The organism is Flavobacterium cheongpyeongense (genome assembly GCF_003202435.1).
In the GTDB taxonomy this organism is placed as follows: Bacteria; Bacteroidota; Bacteroidia; order Flavobacteriales; family Flavobacteriaceae; genus Flavobacterium; species Flavobacterium cheongpyeongense.
This window is the reverse complement of the sequence record NZ_QJHK01000006.1, coordinates 105,896-132,350: the sequence shown is the minus strand read 5'-3', so window position 1 is coordinate 132,350 and position 26,455 is coordinate 105,896. Positions and strand designations below refer to the sequence as shown.

Annotated in this window: 23 protein-coding genes and 1 tRNA gene; 16 read left to right on the top strand and 8 right to left on the bottom strand. The window is 33.4% G+C overall.

From position 1 onward, the window contains the following. Positions 1–3: 3 nt before the first annotated feature. Positions 4–2,520, bottom strand: a complete 2,517-nt coding sequence (gene topA, locus DMB65_RS09190; RefSeq protein ID WP_110306353.1) for a type I DNA topoisomerase — start codon at positions 2,518–2,520, stop codon at positions 4–6. A gap of 478 nt (positions 2,521–2,998) precedes the next feature. Here topA and miaB point away from each other — a divergent pair, with 478 nt between their 5' ends. The 8 genes from miaB to groL all read left to right on the top strand — a co-directional run bounded on the left by miaB (position 2,999) and on the right by groL (position 10,940). Continuing rightward, on the top strand, positions 2,999–4,444 hold the full coding sequence (gene miaB, locus DMB65_RS09185) for a tRNA (N6-isopentenyl adenosine(37)-C2)-methylthiotransferase MiaB (RefSeq protein ID WP_110306352.1): 1,446 nt from the start codon (positions 2,999–3,001) through the stop codon (positions 4,442–4,444). Between the two features lie 106 nt (positions 4,445–4,550). Next, the gene (locus DMB65_RS09180; protein ID WP_230470632.1) at positions 4,551–4,883 is read left to right on the top strand and encodes a GxxExxY protein; all 333 of its coding nucleotides are present in this window, start codon (positions 4,551–4,553) and stop codon (positions 4,881–4,883) included. A 196-nt stretch (positions 4,884–5,079) separates the two neighbouring features. Continuing rightward, positions 5,080–6,339 (top strand): sigma-54 interaction domain-containing protein, encoded by a 1,260-nt coding sequence (locus DMB65_RS09175; RefSeq protein WP_110306350.1) that lies wholly within the window; start codon positions 5,080–5,082, stop codon positions 6,337–6,339. Positions 6,340–6,430: 91 nt separating this feature from the next. Further along, positions 6,431–6,934: an LptE family protein gene (locus tag DMB65_RS09170; RefSeq protein WP_110306349.1), complete on the top strand. Its 504-nt coding sequence runs from the start codon at positions 6,431–6,433 to the stop codon at positions 6,932–6,934. 85 nt (positions 6,935–7,019) lie between these two features. Next, a complete protein-coding gene (locus tag DMB65_RS09165; RefSeq protein ID WP_110306348.1) occupies positions 7,020–8,462 on the top strand; it encodes a tetratricopeptide repeat protein in 1,443 nt (480 codons plus the stop codon). 3 nt (positions 8,463–8,465) lie between these two features. Then, positions 8,466–8,807, top strand: coding sequence for a preprotein translocase subunit SecG (gene secG / locus DMB65_RS09160; protein WP_110306347.1), 342 nt, complete (start codon positions 8,466–8,468; stop codon positions 8,805–8,807). A 141-nt stretch (positions 8,808–8,948) separates the two neighbouring features. Then, positions 8,949–9,224, top strand: coding sequence for a co-chaperone GroES (locus DMB65_RS09155; RefSeq protein WP_110306346.1), 276 nt, complete (start codon positions 8,949–8,951; stop codon positions 9,222–9,224). A gap of 84 nt (positions 9,225–9,308) precedes the next feature. Next, entirely contained in the window at positions 9,309–10,940 is a 1,632-nt protein-coding gene (gene groL / locus DMB65_RS09150; protein ID WP_110306345.1) for a chaperonin GroEL, read from the top strand. Between the two features lie 101 nt (positions 10,941–11,041). Here groL and DMB65_RS09145 read toward each other — a convergent pair whose 3' ends face one another. The 3 genes from DMB65_RS09145 to DMB65_RS09135 all read right to left on the bottom strand — a co-directional run bounded on the left by DMB65_RS09145 (position 11,042) and on the right by DMB65_RS09135 (position 13,933). Beyond that, positions 11,042–12,571: a SulP family inorganic anion transporter gene (locus tag DMB65_RS09145; protein ID WP_110306344.1), complete on the bottom strand. Its 1,530-nt coding sequence runs from the start codon at positions 12,569–12,571 to the stop codon at positions 11,042–11,044. A gap of 125 nt (positions 12,572–12,696) precedes the next feature. Further along, the gene (locus DMB65_RS09140) at positions 12,697–12,909 is read right to left on the bottom strand and encodes a hypothetical protein (RefSeq protein ID WP_110306343.1); all 213 of its coding nucleotides are present in this window, start codon (positions 12,907–12,909) and stop codon (positions 12,697–12,699) included. 34 nt (positions 12,910–12,943) lie between these two features. After that, the gene (locus DMB65_RS09135; protein ID WP_110306342.1) at positions 12,944–13,933 is read right to left on the bottom strand and encodes a hypothetical protein; all 990 of its coding nucleotides are present in this window, start codon (positions 13,931–13,933) and stop codon (positions 12,944–12,946) included. A 162-nt stretch (positions 13,934–14,095) separates the two neighbouring features. On the opposite strand from DMB65_RS09135, the gene DMB65_RS09130 reads away from it, so the two are divergent. From DMB65_RS09130 to DMB65_RS09100, 6 genes are all read left to right on the top strand, one after another. Further along, positions 14,096–15,094, top strand: coding sequence for a sensor histidine kinase (locus DMB65_RS09130; RefSeq protein WP_110306341.1), 999 nt, complete (start codon positions 14,096–14,098; stop codon positions 15,092–15,094). After that, positions 15,067–15,777 (top strand): LytR/AlgR family response regulator transcription factor, encoded by a 711-nt coding sequence (locus tag DMB65_RS09125; protein WP_110306340.1) that lies wholly within the window; start codon positions 15,067–15,069, stop codon positions 15,775–15,777. The genes DMB65_RS09130 and DMB65_RS09125 overlap by 28 nt, the downstream gene beginning before the upstream one ends. Before the next feature lie 360 nt (positions 15,778–16,137). After that, positions 16,138–16,434, top strand: coding sequence for a hypothetical protein (locus tag DMB65_RS09120; RefSeq protein WP_110306339.1), 297 nt, complete (start codon positions 16,138–16,140; stop codon positions 16,432–16,434). 2 nt (positions 16,435–16,436) lie between these two features. After that, positions 16,437–17,573, top strand: a complete 1,137-nt coding sequence (locus DMB65_RS09115) for a hypothetical protein (protein ID WP_110306338.1) — start codon at positions 16,437–16,439, stop codon at positions 17,571–17,573. 55 nt (positions 17,574–17,628) lie between these two features. Beyond that, positions 17,629–18,894 (top strand): hypothetical protein, encoded by a 1,266-nt coding sequence (locus DMB65_RS09110; RefSeq protein ID WP_110306337.1) that lies wholly within the window; start codon positions 17,629–17,631, stop codon positions 18,892–18,894. An 889-nt stretch (positions 18,895–19,783) separates the two neighbouring features. Beyond that, positions 19,784–21,016 carry a TMEM143 family protein gene (locus tag DMB65_RS09100; RefSeq protein ID WP_110306335.1) on the top strand — a complete coding sequence of 411 codons (1,233 nt, stop codon included), beginning with the start codon at positions 19,784–19,786 and terminating at the stop codon, positions 21,014–21,016. Between the two features lie 642 nt (positions 21,017–21,658). Here the strand turns inward: DMB65_RS09100 and DMB65_RS09095 are convergent. Beyond that, positions 21,659–22,204 carry a DUF4494 domain-containing protein gene (locus DMB65_RS09095; RefSeq protein WP_110306334.1) on the bottom strand — a complete coding sequence of 182 codons (546 nt, stop codon included), beginning with the start codon at positions 22,202–22,204 and terminating at the stop codon, positions 21,659–21,661. Positions 22,205–22,367: 163 nt separating this feature from the next. Between DMB65_RS09095 and DMB65_RS09090 the strand changes: the two genes are divergently transcribed. Both DMB65_RS09090 and DMB65_RS09085 read left to right on the top strand, forming a co-directional pair. Beyond that, entirely contained in the window at positions 22,368–22,832 is a 465-nt protein-coding gene (locus DMB65_RS09090; RefSeq protein WP_110306333.1) for an Mpo1 family 2-hydroxy fatty acid dioxygenase, read from the top strand. After that, positions 22,829–23,338, top strand: coding sequence for a DinB family protein (locus DMB65_RS09085; RefSeq protein ID WP_230470631.1), 510 nt, complete (start codon positions 22,829–22,831; stop codon positions 23,336–23,338). The genes DMB65_RS09090 and DMB65_RS09085 overlap by 4 nt, the downstream gene beginning before the upstream one ends. Before the next feature lie 309 nt (positions 23,339–23,647). Here DMB65_RS09085 and DMB65_RS09080 read toward each other — a convergent pair. From DMB65_RS09080 to ftsZ, 3 genes are all read right to left on the bottom strand, one after another. After that, positions 23,648–23,721: transfer RNA gene (locus DMB65_RS09080), tRNA-Arg, on the bottom strand. A 78-nt stretch (positions 23,722–23,799) separates the two neighbouring features. Continuing rightward, positions 23,800–24,249: a GatB/YqeY domain-containing protein gene (locus tag DMB65_RS09075; protein WP_110306332.1), complete on the bottom strand. Its 450-nt coding sequence runs from the start codon at positions 24,247–24,249 to the stop codon at positions 23,800–23,802. A gap of 182 nt (positions 24,250–24,431) precedes the next feature. After that, positions 24,432–26,414: a cell division protein FtsZ gene (gene ftsZ, locus DMB65_RS09070; protein ID WP_110306331.1), complete on the bottom strand. Its 1,983-nt coding sequence runs from the start codon at positions 26,412–26,414 to the stop codon at positions 24,432–24,434. Between the last annotated feature and the right edge of the window lie 41 nt (positions 26,415–26,455).

Sequence of the window (26,455 nt, the reverse complement as noted above, 5' to 3'; positions counted from 1 at the left end):
TTTTTATTTCTTTTTAGCAGCTGTTTTTTTAGCCGGAGCTTTTTTTGCTGTTGTTGCTTTTTTTGCGGTCGTTTTCTTGGCTGGCGTTTTAGCTGCAATCATTTCCTGAACCTGAGCTAATGTTAATTTTGTTGCATCAACATCTTTGCTTAATTCAATTTTGATTTTACCTTTTGTAATAACCGAGCGCCCCCATCGGGCTTTTTCAACCAAAATACCTTCTTCTTCCCAGTTATGGAGGACTTTGTCTATATTTTTCTGTAATTTATCTTCAATTAGTTCTTCAACATCAGCCTGGGATAAATTATCAAAATTGTATTTTTTACTTACGTTAACAAAAAGACCGTTCCATTTAATGAAAGGTCCAAATCGGCCAACTCCTTTTTGAACCGCTTCTCCTTTATATACTGCAATTGGAGCATCAGCAAGGGCTTTTTCGTCAATTAATTCCTGAGCTCTTTCTTTAGTAACAGCCAGAGGATCCTCACCTCTTGGCAACGAAATAAAAACACTTCCATGACGCACATAAGGCCCGTAGCGCCCATTGCTTACTTCAACTTCTTCTCCTTTATATTCTCCTAGGTTTTTAGGAAGCAAGAATAGATTTAAAGCTTCTTCTAAAGTAATGTTTCCAATATTCTGATCAGCCATTAAACTGGCGAATTTTTTATCTTCGTCATCTGCCTCTCCAATTTGAGCCATAGGACCAAATTTACCTAAACGAACAGAAACCTGTCTTCCATCTGCATCTTTCCCAAGAATTCTTTCACCACTTTCTCTTTCCGCATTTGCTTCAACATCTTTCACATTTGGATGAAACTTATCGTAGAATTCCTGCATCATAGTTGCCCAGTCGATATTTCCTTCAGCAATTTCATCAAAATCCTGTTCTACTTTTGCAGTAAAATTATAATCAAGGATATTCCCAAAATTCTTCACTAAGAAATCAGTAACGATGGTTCCGATATCTGTAGGAACTAATTTTCCTTTATCTGAGCCTGTGTTTTCTTTAAGCAATTTCTCTCCTACTTTACTGTTTTGTAAAGTAAGTTGTGTATAGTTACGTTCCTGCCCTTCAAGTGTTCCTTTTTCTACATAATTTCTGTTAATAATAGTAGAAATTGTTGGCGCATAGGTAGAAGGACGTCCGATTCCTAATTCTTCCAGTTTTTTTACCAAAGAAGCCTCTGTGTATCTGGCTGGTGGTCTTGAATATCTTTCAGTTGCTGTGATGTAATTATTAGCTAATTTTTCATTCACTTTTAAAGCCGGCAACATTCCTTCCTGTTCTTCTTCATCATCGTCATGACCTTCAAGATAAACTTTTAAGAAACCTTCAAAAAGCAAAACTTCTCCGGAAGCTGTAAAAACTTCATTGTGATTATTCGCTTCAATTTTTACGTTGGTTCTTTCTAATTGTGCGTCACTCATTTGAGACGCCAGTGTTCTTTTCCAGATCAAATCGTATAAACGAGCCTGATCACGGTCAATATTTACTGTATGCCGCGACATATCTGTTGGACGAATTGCTTCGTGTGCTTCTTGTGCTCCTTTGCTTTTATTTGCAAAAGTTCGGGGCTTAGAAAACTCTTTTCCGTATGATTTTATGATTTCTGCTTCAGCAGCATCCATTGCATCTTTAGAGAGGTTAACACTATCGGTTCTCATATACGTAATAAGTCCCGCTTCGTATAAACGCTGTGCAAGCTGCATTGTGATACCTACCGGCAAATACAATTTTCTTGCTGCTTCCTGTTGCAATGTAGAAGTTGTAAATGGCGCTGTTGGTGATTTTTTGGTAGGTTTAGTTTCTAAATCTGCTACTTTATATAAAGAACCGATATTTTTCTGTAAAAAATCTTCGGCTTCTTTTTTAGTATTAAAATTTTTTGGCAGTTTTGCTTTGAAAGCTTTTCCGGCTTCATTTACAAATTCTGCAACAACCGAATAAGTGGCAACTGCATTAAAATTCTGGATTTCACGTTCTCTTTCTACAATCAGACGAACAGAAACCGACTGCACACGTCCAGCAGAAAGTCCTCCTTTAATTTTTCTCCACAAAACCGGAGACAATTCGTAACCTACCAAACGATCCAAAACACGGCGTGCCTGTTGTGCATTTACTAAGTTATAGTCAATTTCTCTCGGATTGTCGATTGCTTTAAGAATCGCAGTTTTGGTAATTTCGTGAAAAACAATTCGTTTGGTTTTTTTAGTATCTAGTTTTAATTCTTCCGCCAAGTGCCATGAAATAGCCTCTCCTTCGCGGTCCTCATCACTTGCCAGCCAAACCGTTTCGGCATTTTTAGATAGTGTCTTAAGTTTACTTACTAAGGCTTTTTTATCAGGAGAAACTTCATATTTAGGTTTAAATCCATTTTCTACATCTACTCCTATTTCTTTTGATGGTAAGTCGGCTATGTGTCCATAACTTGACTCTACCTGAAAATCGCTCCCTAGAAATTTCTCGATCGTTTTCGCCTTTGCAGGTGATTCCACTATTACTAAATTCTTTGCCATTGGTCTATTTTTCTGCAACAAAAGTAGAAGTTTTTTTTAAATATCAACCCTGATAATTTATTTTTGAAGTATTTTGACTTAATGTTTCTAAAAATTGAAGATTTATCTGTAAACATATTGATTATATATATAGGTATAGTTTTTAAAGGTTTGCAACACTAAATACTCTTTTTTTGAGTACTACAGTTTTAGCCCGGATTGCAGTAAAAAGCCCAGAATAAAAAAAGCTAATTTTTCGTACCAGAAAACAGCGACCAGCGGAAGCTCGTTTTTATGGTATAGAAAAATAGCTTTTTTTATGAGGACTTGAAACGGAAAGCCGGAAATAGCTCTTAATAAGTAAAATGCAATTTGTAAAATGTAAAATGTATTTACAAAACAATGTTAACGAATGATTCTGAAAACATTGTTAATTCTTTATCTGACATCTTGTCACATTGACCGTATTTACGCTATCTTTGCACTTTGAAATTTTACAATGGAAAAGATTATTGAAGAAAGCAAACAGGGCGAAAGTCTTGTTTTAGAAAATAAGCCTGAGAATACTAAAAAACTTTTCATAGAGAGTTACGGTTGTGCGATGAATTTTTCGGACAGTGAAGTCGTAGCTTCCATCTTATCCGGAAACGGCTACAACACAACTCAAACCTTAGAAGAAGCCGATTTGGTTTTGGTTAACACTTGCTCAATTCGTGACAAAGCTGAACAAACGATTCGCAAACGTCTTGAAAAATACAATGCGGTAAAACGTACCAATCCAAAAATGAAAGTGGGTGTTCTTGGCTGCATGGCGGAACGTTTGAAAAGTCAGTTTTTGGAAGAAGAAAAAATTGTCGATCTTGTTGTTGGTCCTGATGCTTACAAAGATTTACCCAATTTACTGGCAGAAGTTGAAGAAGGACGTGACGCTATTAATGTAATTTTATCAAAAGAAGAAACGTACGGAGATATTTCGCCTGTTCGTTTAATGAGCAACGGAATTACCGCTTTAGTTTCAATTACCCGCGGTTGTGACAATATGTGTACCTTTTGTGTTGTTCCTTTTACACGCGGGCGTGAGCGTAGTCGTGAACCACAAAGTATCATGAAAGAAATTCAGGATTTATGGGAAAAAGGATTTAAAGAAATTACACTTTTAGGGCAAAACGTTGATAGTTATCTTTGGTACGGTGGTGGTTTGAAAAAAGATTTTGAAAATGCTTCTGAAATGCAAAAAGCTACTGCGGTTGATTTTGATCAGTTGCTCGAAATGGTTGCTATTGGTTTTCCAAAAATGCGTATTCGTTTTTCGACCTCCAATCCACAGGATATGCATGAAAGTATTTTGCATGTTATAGCGAAATATCCGAATATCTGTAAGCACATTCACTTGCCTGTACAATCCGGAAGTAACAGAATCTTAAAAGAAATGAATCGTCTGCATTCTCGCGAAGAATACATGGCTTTGATTGACAAAATCAGAGCAATTGTTCCAGATGCTTCGATTTCGCAGGATATGATTGCCGGTTTCCCAACGGAAACTGAACAAGATCACCAGGATACAATGAGTCTTATGGAATATGTAAAGTATAACTTCGGTTATATGTATTCGTATTCTGAACGCCCTGGGACTTTGGCCGGAAGAAAAATGAAAGATGATGTTCCGGAAGAAACAAAATCCAGAAGATTACAGGAAATTGTTGACTTGCAACAAAAGCACGCCTGGTTTAGAAGCGAAGAATTTGTTGGAAAAACGGTTGAAGTTTTAGTTGAAAAAGTTTCTAAAAAATCAAAAGAAGAATTCTCCGGAAGGAACTCGCAAAGTATAACGGTGGTTTTTCCAAAAGAAAATTATAAAATTGGTGATTTTGTAAACGTAAAAATAACAAGCTGTACTTCAGGAACGTTGAAAGGTGAAGCAGTGGGCTATTCTGAAATGAATTAGTTTTTTAACCGCAAATTTCACAAATTTTCGCAAATCATTTTTCATGATTTATATGAACGAATATTACTACGAGAAAGATCAAGATTATCAAATTGTAGGCATATGTATGGAAGTACATAGATTATTGGGGCCTGGATTACTTGAAATTGTGTATAAAGACGCGTTAAAAATTGAATTTAAAAATAACAAAATTCCGTATCATCGAGAAAAGGAATTTTCAATAGAATACAAAGAAGTTATTTTACCTCATAAATTTTATGCCGATTTTATAGTTTATGAAGATATAATATTAGAATTAAAATCAGTTAAAGAAATTAGCAATGATCATCTTGCTCAAACATTAAATTACATGAAGCTTGCAGATACTCCTGTTGGAATAATTGCAAATTTTCAAAACAAAATCATTAGTACACAAAAGATTGATAAATTCCTAAACTGAATTTGCGCTAATTTGTGTAATTTGTGGTTAATTTAATAAATAACATTTCTAACCGATTTAAAAAAAATCTGTGTTAATCATTTTAATCTGTGGCAAAGAAAAATATAAGCCAAAGCTTTAGGCATAACTTGACACAAGGCTGAAAGCCGAACTGACGAAGTAAACCTGAAACGAATAAAACTTGAAACAAAAACAAATGGAAACAGTTCAAGCAATAAAACAACGATTTGAGATTATTGGGAATGACCCAAAATTAAATCGCGCCATTGAAAAAGCCATTCAGGTTGCTCCTACTGATATTTCGGTAATGGTAACCGGAGAAAGTGGTGTTGGTAAAGAAAATATTCCGAGAATCATTCATTCGCTTTCACACAGAAAACATGGAAAATATATTGCGGTAAACTGCGGTGCCATTCCGGAAGGAACTATCGACAGTGAGCTTTTTGGTCACGAAAAAGGGGCTTTTACAGGTGCTACAAGTACCCGAGAAGGCTATTTTGAAGTAGCTGACGGCGGAACTATTTTTCTGGACGAAGTTGGAGAACTGCCTTTAACAACCCAGGTTCGTTTGCTGCGTGTGCTTGAAAATGGCGAATTTATAAAAGTAGGTTCGTCTCAGGTTCAAAAAACAAATGTGAGGATTGTTGCAGCAACAAATGTCAATTTATTTAATGCAATTGAAAAAGGAAAATTTCGTGAGGATTTGTATTATCGCCTAAGTACGGTTGAAATTACCTTACCTCCTTTAAGAGAAAGAAATGAAGACATTCATTTATTGTTCCGGAAATTTGTGGCTGATTTTGCGCATAAATACAAAATGCCTCCATTGAAACTGGATGATGATGCCGTGCAGCTTTTACAAAAATTCAGATGGAACGGAAATATTCGTCAGTTGCGAAATGTTGCCGAACAGATTTCAGTTCTGGAAACCAATCGCGATATCACCTTATCTACTTTACAATCGTATTTACCAACTGAAGGAAGCAATTTGCCATCTGTAATTAGTGATAAGAAAAAAGACAGTGATTTTAGTACGGAAAGAGACATATTATATAAAGTACTTTTTGACATGAAAAGTGATTTAAATGATTTGAAAAAACTCACTTTGGAATTAATGAAAAACGGCAATTCTAAAGTACAGGACATCAATCCGAATCTGATTCAGAAAATATACGGTTCACAGGAAAATGACAGCGAAATAGATTTTGAAGAACAACCCAGAACAGCAGTTATGACGCCAGCAGTGCGCGAAGAAAATTATCATATCCAAGAAGACAATAATTATTTAGATGCCGAAACGATTGAGGAAGAAGAGATTTTGCGTTTAGAACAAAAGGAAATCGAAATGATCAAAAAATCACTAGAGAAAAACAAAGGCAAACGAAAAGCAGCCGCTGACGAATTAGGCATTTCTGAGCGAACTTTATATCGAAAAATCAAACAATTTGACTTGTAATTTAACCTCAAAGATGCAAAATGTTTTAAACGAAAATAAATATCTTTGAACCAAACATCAGCGAACTGACCAAACAACTCTTAAAATAAAAATGAAAAACTTAAAATATATTTTAATTCTGTTAATCGCTACAACCTTTAGCAGCTGTTCTGTATATAATTTTACAGGTACCGGACAAATTGATGCCAAAACATTTCAGGTAAACTTTTTTCAGAATAACGCTGATTTGATTGAACCGGGAATCGACAGGGAGTTCACATTGGCTTTACAGGATTTGATTATGAATCAAACCAATTTAAATCTGGTTAGTTCGAATGGTGATTTACTTTACGAAGGTGAAATTGTAGATTACAGAATCACTCCGATGACAGCAACTGCTGACCAGCAAGCTTCTCAAAACCGCTTAACAATTCGTGTAAATGTTCGTTTTTCAAATAAAAATAAGGAAACTGACGATTTTGAAAAAACATTCGAATTCTATCACGATTATCCGGCACAGTCCCAACTTGTAGGAACCGTTTTAAATGAAGCTATAAAAGATATATTTGAAAGAATAACTCAGGACATCTTTAATGAGTCGCTAGCCAAATGGTAAAAAACTGATTTTTTTAATTGCTTAATCACTAATTGATAAGCAAGACCGATTAATAATTAAGCCTAGAAGATTAAAAACCAAATCAATGAACGTAGCCAATTATACTTACCTGATTAACAAACCTGATGCCATTACCGAAAAGCAGACAGAAGCATTAGGAAGTGTTTTGAATGAATTCCCGTATTTTCAAAGTGCGCGCGCATTGCGTTTAAAAGGGCTTTACGATCAAAATAGCTTTAAGTATAATTACGCTTTAAAAGTTACAGCTGCCCATACATCAGACCGTTCCGTTTTGTTTGATTTCATTACTTCTGAAGCCTTTACTTCTATCCAAGGCGAATTTTATGACCGTAAACTTAGAGATCTTTTAAACATAAACGTTTTTGACAGTGAAATTGTCTTGGTGGAAAAAAAGAAAAAAGCTGCTGAAATTCGTATTGATCCTATTGAGAAGTCTATTTTAGATTCAATTAAAGAGGCTGCAATTGTAAAAGCTTTTGAAGAACCTGTAAAAACTGACGAAAAAACAATTCCTGTAATTTCCGAACAATGGATTTTAGATTCTTTTCAAGAAGTCACAAATGTTACTTTTGAAAAACCAGTAAAAGTTGAAGAGATGCCAATTGAAGCGGTTTCCGAACAATCTATTTTAGATTCTTTTACAGAAGTAGGAAATACTACTTTTGAAGAATCTGAACAAACTGAAGAAAAACCAATTGATTCCATTATTGCGCAACCTGTCATAAATTCCTTTGAAGAAATAACCCCGATTATAAAGGAAACTCCTGCTCTTGAAACAGTGCCTGAACCAACTCCTGTCATTAAGGAACCTATACGAACCTTTTTTGATGAAATTGTAGACGATGAAATTGTAGACGATGAAATTGTAGACGATGAAATTCCGGAAGTAAAAGTTGAGCCAATTGAAGAATCAATATATAATGCATTACAACAAGCTTCAGCAGTTGTTTTTGAAGAAGTTTCTACTGAGGAAGTTCCTTTGGTGATTGAGAAATCAAAAGAAACTGAAATAGAGGACACAGTAAAAACGGCCGAAGAAAATCTGGAAATAGGAAAACCATTGGATTTCTCTGTTAATGAAAAACACTCATTTCAGGAATGGCTCCAATTAGCAAAACCAGAAGCAATTGACCGGACCAATGAAAGTCCAAAAGAAGCAGTACAGACAGAAACAAAAGTTGAAAACATAACAGAAAATAAAATGATTGATGAAGAGAAAAAGAAAAAATTAGAAATCATCAATAAATTCATCGAAACAAACCCTAAAATACCACCTATAAAACAAACTCCAATAATTCCGGCAATACCACCTGATTCTTACAGGGAAGATAATTCTTATTTAATGACAGAGACTTTAGCAAGAGTATATTTAGAACAAAAAAAATATACAAAAGCAATTCAGGCATATGAAATATTAATTTTGAAATATCCAGAAAAAATTACTTTCTTTGCAGACCGCATATCGGATATAAAGATTTTACAACAAAATAACAATAACAATAATTAAGTAATGAGCACATTTTCAATTTTTTTAGTTTTAATCACAATAGTTTGTTTTCTATTGATCGTAGTAATCATGGTGCAAAACCCTAAAGGCGGAGGATTATCTTCTACAATTAGCGGAACTCAAATGTTAGGCGGAGTACAAAAAACCACTGACTTTTTAGACAAAAGCACCTGGACATTAGCTACTATTCTGATTGCTTTAATTTTACTTTCAAGTTTAAGTTTTACAGGATCATTAAGTGATACTGAATCTAAAATTATTGAAAAAACCGAAGCCACAGCACCTACTGCTCCAGTTGCTCCGGCTCAACAGACACCAGCTCCGGCAACTCCTGCCGCTAAATAATAGTTTTGAAATAAATACAAAAATGCCAGCCTGTCAAAGCTGGCATTTTTTTTAGGAAAAAATGTCAGTTTTATAAGCATGGCATAATTTCTGAAAGTCTACACAACATTAAAAAACGTATAACTATAATAATATAAAATCATGGCCTTAAACATTAAACCGCTTTCAGATCGCGTACTTATCGAGCCAGTTGCGGCCGAAACCAAAACTGCCTCAGGAATTTTTATTCCGGATACTGCCAAAGAAAAACCACAAAAAGGAACTGTTGTTGCTGTAGGAAATGGTTCTAAAGACCACACAATGACCGTAAAAATTGGTGACACTGTACTTTATGGAAAATACGCAGGAACAGAATTAAAACTGGAAGGAACTGATTATTTGATCATGCGTGAGGATGATATTCTGGCAATTATCTAAAATTAATACGTATTAAGTACTCGGTATTAAGAATTAAGACTAAAGTAACTTGAAACAAATCGAACATTAAACAAAAAAGAAAAAATGGCAAAAGATATAAAATTTGATATTGAAGCACGTGACGGATTAAAACGTGGTGTTGATGCATTGGCAAATGCTGTAAAAGTAACTCTTGGACCAAAAGGTCGTAACGTAATTATTGGAAAATCTTTTGGTGGACCAACGGTTACTAAAGATGGGGTTTCTGTTGCAAAAGAAATCGAATTAAAAGACCCATTAGAAAACATGGGTGCACAAATGGTGAAAGAAGTTGCTTCTAAAACCAATGATTTAGCGGGAGACGGAACTACAACTGCTACCGTTTTAGCTCAGGCAATCGTAAAAGAAGGTCTTAAAAACGTTGCTGCAGGTGCAAATCCAATGGATTTAAAACGCGGTATCGATAAAGCCGTTGAAGCCATCGTTGCCGATCTTGCAAAACAAGCCAAAGTGGTGGGAAGTGATTCTGATAAAATCAAACAAATCGCTGCCATATCTGCTAATAATGATGAAGTTATTGGTGAATTGATCGCTACAGCATTTGCAAAAGTAGGCAAAGAAGGTGTTATTACTGTTGAAGAAGCTAAAGGAACTGACACTTTCGTGGATGTAGTTGAAGGAATGCAGTTTGACAGAGGGTATCTTTCTCCTTATTTCGTAACCAACCCAGAGAAAATGGAAGTTGAATTAGATTCTCCTTACATTTTATTATACGACAAAAAAGTTTCTTCTTTAAAAGAATTACTTCCGGTTTTAGAGCCAGTCGCACAATCAGGGAAACCATTATTAATTATTGCTGAAGATGTTGACGGAGAAGCGCTATCTACGTTGGTAGTAAACAAATTGAGAGGTGCCCTTAAAATTGCTGCTGTAAAAGCTCCGGGCTTTGGTGACAGAAGAAAAGCAATGTTAGAAGATATCGCCATCTTAACTGGTGGAACTGTAATCTCTGAAGAAAGAGGATACACATTAGAAAACACCACTATCGAAATGTTAGGAACTGCAAAAAGAGTTTCTATCGATAAAGACAATACAACTATAGTAAGTGGTGCAGGTGAAGCAGATATCATCAAAAACCGTGTGAACCAGATTAAAGGTCAGATGGAAACTACAACATCTGATTACGATAAAGAAAAATTGCAGGAGCGTTTGGCTAAATTAGCTGGTGGTGTTGCGGTTCTTTATGTGGGTGCTGCTTCTGAAGTGGAGATGAAAGAGAAAAAAGACAGAGTAGACGATGCATTACACGCAACCCGTGCTGCCGTTGAAGAAGGAATCGTTGCCGGAGGTGGTGTTGCATTATTGAGAGCTAAAGCAGCTTTGACTGAATTAAAAGCGGATAACGCTGACGAAGCAACCGGAATTCAGATTGTTTCCCGTGCTGTAGAATCTCCATTAAGAACTATTGTTGAAAATGCAGGTCTTGAAGGTTCTGTAGTTGTAGCTAAAGTTTCTGAAGGTTCAGGTGATTTTGGTTATAATGCTAAAACTGACGAATATGTTGATATGTTAGCTGCCGGAATTATTGATCCTAAAAAAGTAACTCGTGTTGCATTAGAAAATGCTGCATCTGTTTCGGGAATGATCTTAACTACAGAATGTGCGTTAATCGATATTAAGGAAGAAAATGCCGGAGGCGGAATGCCAATGGGGGGCGGAATGCCGGGAATGATGTAATCGTTGTTCACTTCTTAGAATTTAAAACGCCAGATAGATTTTTCTATTTGGCGTTTTTTAGTTTATAAAATGAGTTTGGATCTAATCGATACATTTTCTGATTAAGAAACCACTTTATAAGTTGGATCTTCAATAACATTTACATTAATAATCGCATCGGCATTTTTTAATAATTGACGAGAGTCTTCGCTTAAATGTTTTAATTCGACAACTTTATTTAATTGATTGTACTTTTTGGTCAGATTATTCAAAGCTTCAATAGCCGACATATCTGCAACACGACTTTCTTTAAAATCAACTATAATATGATTTGGATCGTTTTGGATATCAAAACTCTCAATAAAAGTTGTTGTAGAACCAAAGAATAATGGTCCATAAATCACGTAATGTTTTATACCATTTTCATCTATATGATTTTTGGCCTGAATTCTTTTAGCACTTTCCCAGGCAAAGACTAAAGCAGAAATAATTACTCCTATTAAAACAGCTAAAGCAAGATTGTGTAATACTATTGTAATCACAGCAACCAAAATCCCAACAAAAATATCATGTCGGGGCATTTTATTGATCACTTTAAAACTTGCCCGTTCAAAAGTGGTAATTGCGACCATCATCATCACTCCAACTAATGCTGCCATAGGTAATTTACCGATTACAGGCGCTCCAAAAAGAATAATCAATAAAATAGTCAACGCAGCAATAATTCCAGAAAGTCTGGCTCTAGAACCTGCTTCCAGATTAACCAGAGTCTGTGCAATCATCGGACAGCCGCCCATTCCGTAGAAGAAGCCGTTTAGAATATTTGAACTTCCCTGCGCTATACATTCTCTGTTACTATTTCCACGGGTTGCTGTAATTTCATCAACTAGATTCAGCGTAAGCAAACCTTCTGTCAATCCAACAGCTGCAACGATTACAGAATAGGGAAATATGACTTTTAAAGTTTCAAAAGACAAAGGAATATTAGGAAAATGAAAGGGTGGAAATCCGCCTTGTACAGAAGCAATATCCTGGACGGTTTTCGTTTCAATATTAAATACAAGCACAACAACAAAAACGACCATGATAGCGACCAAAGAGGCCGGAACTGTTTTTGTTATTTTAGGAAATACTAAAACGACACCAATGGTCAAAGCAACCAGCCCCAGCATAATGTATAATGGAGTACCCTGTAGCCACGAAACTTTTCCGTTTACAATTGTTTTAAATTGTTCGAGCTGAGACATAAAAATTACAACCGCAAGTCCGTTTACAAAACCAAACATTACGGGTTGCGGAACTAACCGGATAAACTTTCCGAGTTTAAAAAGTCCGATACAGATCTGCACAATTCCGCCCAGGGCGACGGCTGCAAAAACATATTCTATTCCGTGCGATTTCATCAGAGCAATCAAAACGATTACCGTTGCACCTGCCCCACCTGAAATCATTCCTGGTCTTCCTCCAAATATTGCCGTAACTAATCCGGCGATAAAAGCAGCATATAGTCCAACCAAAGGCGGAAAACCTGCTAAAATTGCAAATGATAATGATTCCGGAATCATGGTCATGGCAACCGTTAGTCCTGCTAAAATTTCATTTTTATAATTGACTTTTTGGGTGAAATCGAAGAGTTGGAATGCTTTTTTCATAGGCGACAAATTTAAAAAATAATAGGCATAAAATCTACAAACCTCTACACTCAAAAGCAACTTATGCATTTACAGCTGTTTCAACAATAGCTTTATACATCAAATACTAAAACTGATGATAATTTTTATTCTAACGGGACACAAATGTATCCCAGACAATTCAAGTGTTCTACAATATTTTCAGGTTTAAGTTTTGCGCCTTCTACCCGCAAAATTCTATCACAGTCCTCTAAATCAAAATTGATTTTATAATTAGGAAACAGTTTTTGAATAATAGCCAGAACCCGACTTTTATCTGATTCCTGCTGAACATTTGTTTTAAAAACTTCTACCATCATAATTATTAATTTAAATTATAAACTGAACTAATTTCTATTTTCGATTAAAAAGATTGTACGAAATTCCAAACCTAAAATTCCCTTGTGTATCTTCTTTCTGGTCATAAACATATTTGTTTGTACGCTCTCCCCTTTCTGTAATACGCGTACTTAAAACATTATTTACACCGGCTTTTAAAAATCCATTTATTTTTGGTGAAAAACTATATTCATAGGTAATTCCGGATTTTAACTCTAACTGATTAAGTTCATAAATACCTTTTAAATTGACAGAATTTACATTGAGATAAAAACTTTCAGTATTTAGTTCTGTTCCAAAAGAGATTCTTCCGTTCTCTAACAATTCTCTTCTAAACAAAAGACGCTGCGGCAAAATAAAATCCATATCCCATTTTGAATCTTTAAATTTATGATTGACCGTAAAAATTGGCGTTATCGGTACAATCGACGATGGATCTAATACTCCCAAAGTACCAATAGTTATGATTGTATTTGGTGTCCTTTTTACAACTATTATTGCCGATAGCATTCCTTTTAATCGTTGTAAATCATCTTCATTTCCGTCAACACTTACAGTTGCATTGTAAATAACCGGCTTTTTAAAAAGAGTTGACATATAAGTAGCGCTTACCGCACCCGCCCAATAATGAAAATCTTCCTTTCTTCCCGAAATTGTCTGTGTTGTATTATAATTGTAAATATTTCCAAAATTATAATTTTCATATTTATATCGAAGTGAAGTTGTCAATACAAGCTTTTTAGTTGTGGAAACGTAAAAAGGCATATTAAATGCCGCTTTAAACCGACTGTGGCTTTGGATTCGGCCTTTTTCAAATTTATTCCCAAATAATTCCGAATCATAATTGGAAGGGCCTAATGATTCATATTGCACATCAAAAGTTCTTGTCGTTGGAAATTTGTCTACTACTGCTTTTCCTAAAGTTTCAATGACAGGTTCTTTTTTCTGAGCTATAGTATGCAAAGATGACAATACAACGATTAACAAAATGATTTTTGATTTCATAAACTAATTTTGAATAAGGATTAAAACTCAGTCCAAAAGTAATTTAGCCATCCTGATTTTAATAGCAATTTTATACCAGTGGCTTATATTTTATACCAATGGCGTTTGTATAATTTATACTTAGTAAATAGTTATAAACCATAATTAGAGTAATTTTGCATTATGACAATCGCTAAAATTTATCAAAATTTTTTTCTACGCAATCTCATTGTAAATACTCTTGTTTATCTTGTTATTCTGGCTTGTATATATGATGAAATAAAATTGGATGGGCACGACTGGGCTTATATTCTCAGAAAAATAGCTATTGGTTATTTCCCTACTATTGTGTGGGTTACCTGCTTTAATATTTTTATTATCAGACCTTTTTTATTCCGTAAAAAAATAAGACTTTTTTTCACACTCCTTGTAACTTATTGGATTACTTTTTATTTTTTTATGGGCTGGTTTTTCCCAACAGCAGGACTTGGAGAATTAAGAACCCTTCAAATATTGTCACTTATCATCAATGGAACATTTTTCTATTTTATTCACATTATTATTACTAAAAAGGTAATGCAGGCTGATAAGGATATTATGAATTTCAAGTCTGAACTTTCGTTTTTAAAACAGCAGCTTAATCCACATTTTTTACTGAATGCGATGAATAATCTTTACGGAGAAGCATTATCAGAACCAGATAAAGTGCCAGACCGAATCCTAAATCTTTCCGATATGCTGCGTTACCAGATTGAAGCCTGCAAAAAAGATTATGTTTTGGTGGAAGAAGAAATTGCTTTCGTAAAAAAATACATTGAATATTATAGCTTTAGAAATGAACGTCTAACAGTTACACAAGATTTTGAAGGGGATTTTGACAAAATTGAGATTCCGCCACTGTTCTTTTTGCCATTAGTAGAAAACGCCGTTAAATTTTCTGCCGAAACTGCTGAACCCTTTATAAATCTGGATTTAAAAGTAAAATGCCGAAATTTGAGGTTTACCTTAAAAAATAATTATCTGGAGTCAGGATCACGACTTTCCGGTACTGGAATTGGGATTGAAAATCTCAAAAGGCGTTTAGAAGTGTATGGACTAAAGCACAATTTAAATTGTGAAAAAGAAAAAAATATGTTTATTGTAAAATTAAGTATATGGCAATTACCTACCGCTGTATTATAATTGATGACGAGTCGCCGGCACACAAAGCACTTATCTCACACATCTCAAAATTTGACAATCTGGAACACTCCGGAAGTGCTTTCAGCGGAATGGAAGCACTTAAAATGCTGAATGAAAATAAATACGATATTATTTTTCTTGACATTAACATGCCCGTAATTTCGGGTGTTGAATTAATGGAATCTCAACCAAACCGCCCGCTTACGATTGTCACCACTGCTTATTCTGATTTTGCGCTTTCTGCTTATCAAAACGATGCGATTGATTATTTGATGAAACCTATTTCATTCGAAAAATTCTCTAAAGCAATCGAAAAGGCTAAAATTTATTTCTCCGGTAACAGCGCAAAAAAAGAAAATATCTCAACCGGAAAAGTGCTTTCGCATCGTGTAAACGGTCAAATGACTGATATCCCTTTAAGTGATATTATTTATATCGAAAGTCTGGGCAACTACATGAAACTCTACAGTTCGAGGCACAATCTTCCGATGATTATTTACGGTTCTCTGGCAAGCATTTCAGCAGAAATTGACTGTACCGATTTTCTGCAAGTGCATCGTTCTTATATTGTAAATATCAGTAAAATCAGCACTGTAACTTTTAAAAATCTTACGATGTGCAATAATGAAATTATTCCGGTGGGAAGGAAATATAAAATTTTACTGGACAGCTTTTTTAAGTAATATTGTGTTAAAAAACCATATAAACACTCAACTAAAACCAGTTGAGTGTTTTTTTTTATAAAAAAACACCGTATAAATACTTGCTTCATATTTTAAAAATAGTAGTAATCTTGTTGAATATGTTAAAATAATTTTATTGCAAAAACAGAAGCTGCAAATGGACGTAATAGACAACTCTGCACTGTGAAATGCAATAGGTAAGTTAGCGAATGCCTCTAACTCCATGCATAAAATTAACACTGATAAAACTACAAGGAAAGAACAAAAAAATAGATGTATAAGAAGCCAACTATATAAAATAAAAACCTCGGAAGCCGAAAAGAGGATTACAGAGTAGGCAGAATTTTAAATTTAGAAATTATGGTAAATATTTCTGTAACTGTTTTTGGAGGATTACCTCCATTGCCAATCAAAGTCATTATCGATAATCTTGATAATAATCATGACATAAAATTTTCAAGAAATAATTCTTTTAGTGAGGATTACATTCTTCCACCCGGAAGGTATATGATTATTATTTCGGGAATGAACCCTAGTGGAGGGAAAACTGAAATGCACGTTCATGGAGATTTCAGTGAAGGACCTTTACCTACAGATGAGAAAACAACTGAGAAAACTTATTATTCTCAATTATTTTATGGTGTCATAAGTAATTAATTATGAAAAAATACACTACAACAATCGTTTGTTTATTGACATACATTTTAAATGCTCAAGTAAACTTAGTAGAGGTAAATGAGAATTCAAAATCTGGTAATTACAAAGATATTCTAACCTCATTTTATCAACTTGCGGTTAAAGATTTTTCAGGTGAAGAAAAATCCATAGGTTTTAATTCAACTCTATTTGCGTTAAAATCTAAAGCAAATCCAAATCTTTTAAAAGATGTAAATTATATTGAAGCAACTTTTTCAAGAAATTTTCAATTCAATTTCAAAATTGATTTGAATAAAGATTTAAAATACACAGGTTTTACAGGAGGAATATCTTATGCTCTCATAAACAATCGAAATGAAACACTTGCTAATTTCAGAGGAACACCACTTGAAGCGAAATACAACGATCTATCTGAATTTTTAGGCACGGTTCAAGCTACTATTGGTAATCAAATCGCTTTAGATGCAACAATATCTGACAAAAAGAAGGAATTTGAACTATTACAAAATGCTGTTGATGAAATTTTAGATTATAAAAGCGATTTAACATCAAGCAAAAATCCTTATGTAAATAAAATTCTAAAAGCAATCGATCCCCAAATTGCTAGCAAGGGATATGGTGAGACGATAACCAACAGCAGCGGATTAATGGCACATCTAAATGAACTTACTCAAGCTTATTACAAAGAATTACAATCAAAAGGCCTGTTAACTATAGCAACAGATGGAACTTCTAATGAAAGTGGAAAATTTAATAAGGCTTCGTTTAGCATAACATATTTAAAAGGGAATAAGGAAGCCTGGAATGAAATTGACTTAAGAGCGAAACTTATTTATGCTGATACTTTAGTTACAGATCATTTACCACGAACTGAATTAAATACAAAAATTGGCTCGAACTTTAAATTCGGAAATGATTATAAAAAACAAAGCTACCTAGAAATTAAAGCTGTTGCAGAGTATAATAAAATATTTAATAATGTATTATCTGATGAAGATGACGAGGTAATTACTGCAAACGCTGAAATCAGATTAAGAATAGCAGATGATCTTTGGATTCCTCTAGTAATAAAATATGATATTGAAAAAGCTAATTTTCTGGGTTTCCTAAATGTTACTTATAATTTTGAAGGATTTTAATACATTTTAAACTAAAACTATTTACAATTATTGATACTAACCAAACACAACCATCATGACTAATAAAATAGGAATATACATTACTGGACTTGGACAATCTATTGATAATGAAACAGTAGAAAAACATGCTGAAAGACTAAAAAATGAACTAAGTTTTACCACAACTGGATTTGACTATTATTTAAAAACAGAAAAAATATTTTACATCCCAGAAAAAAGCAGCACGGTAGTCCAGCTTTTAAGAAAAGATAAAAAAACCGATAATGAAGAATTAGTATATAAAATATATGATTTTCAATATCACAACATACTAACAGACAAATTTTCGCATCGCAATATTTTTATTAAAAGTTTAATATTATTTAGTTTAGTGATAAAAAAATTACCTCATATCTTTTTGAAGCTTTTCAATCGCAATGGTTTTAGCAGACCTGGGCAAACTTTCTATGCCTTTTTAATACTTTTCGTAATTTCATTATTTATACTTTTTTTAATACCTACCTGTATTGATTTAATCTTAAATTCCGGGGTTTTTAAAAAACCAGACAATTCAATTTTAGAGAAAATAATAACACGGGTAGATGCTGAAAAAGTGAGGGAATATAGCAAATCAATACTTTCATTTACTGCCCTACTACTATTATTTGTGCCTCAATCAAAAACACTTATTACTTCTTTGGCAACAGAATTTGCTTGTGTAGACAGTTATATCAATAATGGAGAACAAAGTCAAATTTTATTAGGCAATCTAAATTTACTAACAGAATATATTGCTGAAAATGAAACCAATCCAGAGCTACATTTTCATTGTTACAGCTTTGGTAGTATTATAGCACTGGATGCACTTTTTCCGATAGCCAATATACCTCCAAGTGATAATATCAGAAATTTAACAACATTGATTATCACTATAGGAAATCCATTCGAATTCATAAATGCATATTATCCAAATTATTACGAAGGCAGATCTCGTGTTATGGAAGACAAGATAAAATGGCTAAATATTTATTCCTTATTAGATACTTTTGCAACCAATTTCAGGAATGATAATAAGAAAGGCGAAGCTCAATTTGGCTTAAAGGACATCTCTACTATACCCGAAAACATCAATTATGAAATACGTAATAAACCTTTAAATGCAATTGATTTTATATTACTAAACAGTATAAAGATGCACAAATGTTATTGGGACTCGTTAACGATTGGGGAAAGTTGTCTAAAAGTTTTATTACCTAGTATGAAAAAGGGTAATTTAATAACCGAAAGCATTCATCCAAATCCAGTTACTCCGGTAAATACTGAAACCACACCATTAGAGTAATTTTTTATAAATTGATCCGCGAATTTTAAATTATACACAAATGCCTGTTAAGTTCATATTTTATGTTCTTAAAGCATAAAAACTTTTTACAAAAGTGCCGAGTTTGAACTTGGCGCTTTTTATATCTACTAAACCCTCAATATGATGAAAGTTTGCCTTTTGTTTTCTGTAATAAAACACATTTATAAGAAATCAAACAATTATAATCTATCCCCAGAACCTTTTTAATCTCCATTATTTCGCTTTTGCATTTTGTCTAAAATCACAAACGACCAATTTTGGAGTACAATTTTCTAATGCCGGATCATAAGATATCATCCTACTACAGACATTTTTTGCAATGCTGACTGGGAGCAAACAATATCATTCTCCCTGGAACAGAAAAAATATATTCAAAAAACAACAAATAATGAGTATCTTAAGTATAATAAAGAAATTTTTAACCCTTTGGATGAAATTATTCAAAAACGTTAGTTTCGAGTGCTTTTTGTGAAGAGAAATGGAGCAAAAAATGTATCGGGAATCATTTTCAATAATTTTTTTTCTGTTCCTAATACGATTTTCTATCGAAAATTACTCAAGAAGACAAAAAATTATTAGCAAAACTCATTACAACCAACTCCATTATCTTACTTATATCAGCAACTTGCAATTGGCATTAAAAAAATCTAAAATTAAAGACGAACTTGGGTTTCAGCTGATCAATCCTACAGGATTGTCTGGTAATTATACTGAAACTATATTTAAAAAATATATCAATTTCCAATCGAATTCAGCTCTTTTTTAAACAATAACTAAACTTTAATACAAATACCACTCAAAATCAAGTTTCGAGTGTTATTTTTACGCTTTAGAAAATACTACTAAGATTAAAGTATCCGAAATTCATATGACACGAGAACATTACATTCCCTTTAACAAGGAATTCTTACTCGAACAACAAATAGCTGCTTTTGCAGAAGATCAGAAAAAAGCAGAGGACTTTAAAAGGTTATTCGATATCATCGAACATTATTATCATTATGAAGCTTTTAATCTTAATCGAAATCTAAAACAAAACTATGCTTTATTTGATCCAGATTTAAGTGAGAAAGAGCGTGAAGGATTTGTAAGCAAGAGTGATTTTTCAATCTTTAAAGAAACTCTTCTCAAAGTTTTAGGGCATGGCAACTATCGTCGTGTTGATCAAGAAACACTGGACAAAGCCTTCAAAGATTCTGATTTAATTGGCTTAAAGCTTTCAATAGACTTTAATGCTTTTAAAGAATATGAATTATATGTTCGTGGCCATCATAAAGCAAAAGAAAAAGTTAAAAAATATATTTTCTGGAAGAAAGAAATTGAAATCGAGTATTATGATCGTGTTATGATTTATCTGAATTATAACGAAGCCGATTATCTTAGTAAGAAAAAAGTAAAATTAGGAAAGATGCCTGTTGATCCGGGGTCGATCGTTTTGAAAATCTTTAAACGTGTACCTATAAACGACCTTGAAACCATTTTCCCAAATGCAATTCCAAGAATGTCTGCTACTGACAAATTACTTCTCTGGATACCAGGTGTTTTCGGTGGTATTTCATTATTAAGCGCCAAGGTAATTCCGGCCTTGATTAACATGTATGATGCTTATCAAACAGGCGAAGCTATTGATTTATTAAATAGTAAAACCTCCTTAAATCAGGGATTAATTGCACTCGGAATTTTATCTGCTTATTGTTTTCGTCAATACAATAATTTTATAAACAAGAAAATCAGATATTCTAAGATGCTTTCGGACAGTCTTTATTTTAAAAACCTTGGAAATAACAGCGGTGCTTTTTATTCGCTTTTAAATTCATCTGAGGAAGAAGTACTTAAAGAAACTATTTTGGCCTATACTTTTTTATACAAAAGTGAAAATCCGTTAACGGCTGAAGAAATTGACAATCAAATAGAATCCTGGTTTAAAACTAAACTAAATACAAACATTGATTTTGATGTAAAAGATGCTTTATTGAAATTAAAAAACATCGGTCTTGGAATAGAAACCAATGACAAATGGGAAGTTATTCCTCTTGAAAAAGCACTCGTTACGATTGATCAATTATGGGATGATGCTTTTGATTATAACAATCAAAAATAATTTTCTATTTGATTGTTATTAAACTTGTATACGACAAATCTGAAATACAAAATCTTTATAATTTTATCAATTCCTTTAATCCATTCTCAACTTTCTTTTTCATGTGTACTTTTCTGTTTTGTAATAATACCTCTATTAAAAACACTTTATAAAAGTACCAGGAAAAAAAACCAGCATTTCATCGGATTTATTTTGCTCTTTATCGATTTAATTTGTAATATTGACAAGGTTAAAAAAACAAAAATTTGTTTATTAAAAAAAATCATTTCTATTCTATAATTTTTATTTTTCATCTATTTGTATGAAAAAAAATCATTACAAAAGTTAAAACTAAAGATTTAAAAAAATTAATTAACAAATGATTACTATTTAAACAAAAAAAAGTTATGACAAAAAAAATGCTTCTTGGTTTGTGGATTTCGTTTCTTTTAATTTCTATTTTCATCCTTGTTTTAGGTAAATGGATCCAATCTGGCTATTGAAAATTATTAAAATTGTCATCAAAACACACTGGTTTTAGAAAAAAATATTCTGAATATTTTTAGAATATTTAATAAAAAAAGTGCTTACTAATTAGTAAAAGAAAAAAAGAGAACTCAAACAAGTTCTCTTTTTTTTACGTTCACAAAATTTACTGATAACTTATTCCGTTTCTGTTTCAATAAAATTTTCCACTGTTTCACCCACAGTTACTAATTCAGGTTTAGAAGCTTTAAGTGCATTGAATCTTTCTAACTGTTCCAATTCTTCTTCTTCGCCGCTAAAATAAGGAAAGACATCCATAATTGGGGATTCAGAAATTGCCGGAATAGTATAATCCCCCATAGTGTTTTTCATAACAGCAACGGTGTTATCATAAGCTTCCTTTACATCGTTTGCCTGCACCAGTATATACATGTTCGTTTTGCGCTCTTTTCCGCTTTCTTCATCAAAAGCTATTAAAGAAATTTTCGATTTAAACCAACGGTCTGCGTTTTCAAAAGGATGAATTTCTGCATAATTTGCCACTTTTATGTTGGTGATCTTAAATTCCTCACTAACATACGCCTTCATTTCTTCATTAATTCTGCTTTCAGCTTCTGTATACGATATGGCGTCTACCAGATAAGGTTCTGTTGTAACCTTTTGTGACCCAATATCATCCGTTTTTCTGTATTTTACTTTACATTCGTACCAAATTGCGCTCATTTCTTTTGTGTTTTTTTAAGGAATCCAAAGATAGATTTTCATAGAAAAAAAATCGGCTATTCGAGAAATAGATATTCACAATTTTAGAACAGGAATCAGTTTTGAAATTGTATCGTAAATCAAAAATATTTTATAGCTTTGATACAATCCTAAATTACAAAAAATGAGAACATTAGAACAATGGTTTGAAGAATATGCAGTTAGTCATCAAAACCCAAAAAACAAAAGCATACATTATATCTGCGTACCAGCGATTTATTTCTCAATTGTTGGTTTATTGATGAGCATTCCCAATAAATCCATTTCCAATACATTATCACTCAATATGCCAATAATTGAAAATTGGGCAGTTGTTGTATTGATTTTTGTACTTATTTTTTATACAAGGCTATCAATTGCTATGGCTTTTAAGATTGCTGTATTTTCAGCAATTTGTCTGACTGCAAATTATTACATCAGCAAGATTTTACCTTTATGGATGTTTTCTGTTGGTGTTTTTATTATTGCATGGATCGGACAATTTTACGGACATAACATTGAAGGAAAAAAACCATCTTTCCTTAAAGATGTCCAGTTTTTAATGATCGGTCCTGCCTGGGTTTTAGAGAATTTGTTTTCTAAGAAATGATTTTAAATACCATTTTAATTTTCACTATGGAATTTATGTCTTCATACTATAAAGAGCAATATGAGTTTGTAAAAGAATCCCGAGAAGTATTGTTCGGATTTTGTAAAAAAATTTCAGAGGAAGACTTCGTTAACCAAAATTCTTCATTTGGTCGTGGCGGAAGTATCAGAAACCTATTAGTTCATGTAGCCAACACTTATGAATATTGGATTGCCAATCTTGCTTTAAACAAAAATATAATCTATGCTGAATACGAAAACTTCAAAAATATACAAGATGTAATAATATTGTTTAATACTATAGACGATTTCATGTTCAAATTCATTTCAGAGCTTGATTATTTTGATAATGGGATATCATATAAAATCAAAAATATTAATCATTCAACAAAACCTCTTAGATTGTTTAGTCATGTAATTACCCATGAATATCACCACAAAGGTCAAATATTATCTTTGGCTAGACACTTAGAATATATTCCTGTTGATACTGATATAATGAGATAATTATCATTTGAAATAGCAAAAGTGGCAAAAATTCAGAACTGGCAAATTTAGGATACAGTATAAAGCAAAATGCTGGATTTGGAGAACCTTTCAGAAAATGGATTTACTACTTTTAAAAGCTATCAGCAAAAGGTTTGAACAGAAAATAAATGTATGCTGCAGTAAATTTTCTTCTAAATCGAAAAACCCTAGCCCAGACAGTAGCGTCATCCTTTTATGGCGGGTTTCGCCATAAAAGATATAGCGTAGGCTGGATTAGCTTCAAATAAAAAAGGACAAAAAAGAGAAATTCTTCTTTGTCCCGTCAAGTGACCACGGAGGGGTTCGAACCCCCAACCCTCAGAGCCGAAATCTGATATTCTATCCAGTTGAACTACGTGGTCAAAAATATTTAATTTTTAAATCCCAATTCCAAATTTGAGACGATCTAAACTTGGAATTTGGATTTTTTTTATTCAAATTTAAGCAAGTAACTTCTTGACTATTGTCGAAATGGTTTTACCTTCAGCAGTTCCTCCTAACTGAGCAGAAGCCAAGCCCATAACTTTCCCCATAGAAGCAATTCCTGAAGCTCCCGTTTCTGCAATAATTTTAGCAATTACCGCTTCTACTTCTGCTTCGCTTAATTGTGCCGGTAAAAACTTCTCAATTACAGCTACCTGAGCCAATTCGGGCTCAGCTAAATCAGGACGGTTTTGTTCAGTAAAAATTCTTGCACTTTCTTTACGGGTTTTAACTAATCTCTGAAGCAATTTAATCTCATCTTCTTCCGATAATTCTTCTTTAGATCCTGAAGCTGTAGAGGCTAACAGCAATTCAGATTTAATGGCTCGTAATGACTCTAATGCAACAGTATCTTTTGCTCTCATGGCGGTTTTTATCTCGTCCATGATTTGTGCTTGTAAACTCATTTTGTTTTATTTAAATAAGCAGTGCTTATAATTGATGTATAATGTGAATGATAAATCCCCACGTAGCTTTAACTTTTTTTATCATCGAAAAGAAATCAAATTTCTAAATTCTGTGCGAAGATAAAAAAAATAACCCGAAAATTAAATCCAATTTTCGGGTTATCCTAATATTAGATCTTAAACTAATCTACGTTGTCGTGCAAAAATGAATTATTTGAACGCAATTGCAAATCATTATTGCTGTCAGTTCCTACAGAAATTCTTGAATTGGCTGCATTTGATGGTGTATTCGACAAATCGATACCTAATCTTTTATAGGCCGGTTCTTTTTCAAGTTCATCAATTCTTGAAACATTATTATGGAACTTATAATTAAACTCTTTTAGCTTCTTTCTTCTTTCCTCAGCTCTTAAACGCAATGTTTCCTCAATTGTCAATTCCATTGGAGAAATTTCTGAAGTTGTGGTAAAATCAGGCTGACTTGTAAAATCTACTGCCTGCTTCAATGTAATATTTAATTCCTCCGGAACTACATCTTCTGTCCCTTTTTCAACTGGTTTTGATGTCATTAAATCATTCTCAACCTCCATATACTCTTCTAACGAATACTTGATGATTCCATTCTCAGAAACTTCTGTTACCGGCACAAACGAAACTGGTTCATTTACTTTTATATTACGGGTTTCATTTGTCAACTCGAATAAAATTTTATTATCCTCGACAACTTGATGTTTCTTTACTTCAGGCTCAGCTCTGAAAAGAGGCAAATCAAATGAAAAAGTAGTTTGCTCCTCTCTTTCTAAAATTCTCTGTTCAACCTGTTTTGTTTCCTGAAAAGACTTCACTTGAGGACTTGAAATAGTAAAATCGATATCTGTAATTGGCGATACGATTTCAAAAGTCACATCAAGATTTTTGATAAACTCAGACATAACAACTAACTCTTCCTGATTTATTGCTGGAGTAACAGGAGCAACAGCCACGGGTGTAGGTGTAATTGTTGCAGTTGTATCTTCCATCAAATCAAAAACAACTTTTGGCTCTGTTGGAGCGGTTGGAGTTTCTGCATTCAAATCAAAAGAAGTAAGAGGTCTGTTTGTTAAATTATGAACACTTCTTTGTTCATCTTCTAATGTATGGATGATCTTTTTGGGTTCAGTATTTACGATTTCATTTTGTTGTTCAACATCAAAACCAGTAGCAATGATGGTTACAGCAATGGCTTCACCAAGAGTTTCGTCTTCACCAACCCCCATGATAATATTAGCATTATAACCTGCTTCTGCCTGAATATGATCGTTGATTTCTCCGATTTCATCAAGTGTAATTTCATTAGATCCAGAAACGATAAGCAACAATACGTTTTTGGCTCCTGTTATTTTATTGTCATTTAATAACGGAGAATCCAATGCAGATACTATAGCATCTTTGGCTCTGTTATCACCTTCTGAAACAGCTGATCCCATAATAGCTGTTCCGCTATTTGCCAAAACTGTTCTGGCATCACGTAAGTCGATATTTTGAGTATAGTGGTGCGTAATTACTTCGGCAATTCCTCTTGATGCAGTTGCCAAAACTTCATCCGCTTTTGAGAATCCGGCTTTAAAACCAAGATTTCCGTAAACTTCTCTTAATTTATTATTATTGATTACAATTAGCGAATCTACCTGCTTACGCAATTTTTCAATTCCTATAAGTGCTTGTTCCTGACGCACTTTTCCTTCAAACTGAAATGGAATTGTTACAATACCCACTGTAAGGATTTCTCTTTCTTTTGATAATTGTGCTATAACAGGAGCAGCTCCTGTACCGGTTCCACCACCCATACCGGCAGTAATAAATACCATTTTAGTACCACGGTCTAACATTTTTTCAATGTCAGCGATACTTTCAATAGCAGATTGCTGCCCTACATCAGGATTTGCACCTGCTCCAAGACCTTCTGTTAAATTTACACCTAACTGAATTTTGTTTGGTACTGAACTATTTTGAAGTGCTTGTGAATCTGTATTACAAACGATGAAATCAACGCCCTTAATACCTTGTTTGAACATATGATTGATAGCGTTGCTACCTCCTCCTCCTACACCTATTACTTTGATTACATTTGATTGGTTTTTTGGTAAATCAAATGAAATGCTTCCAAATTCTGAGTTGCTCATCATCTTTTTGGTTTTGAAATTCTTATTTAATACATTTTTTACTT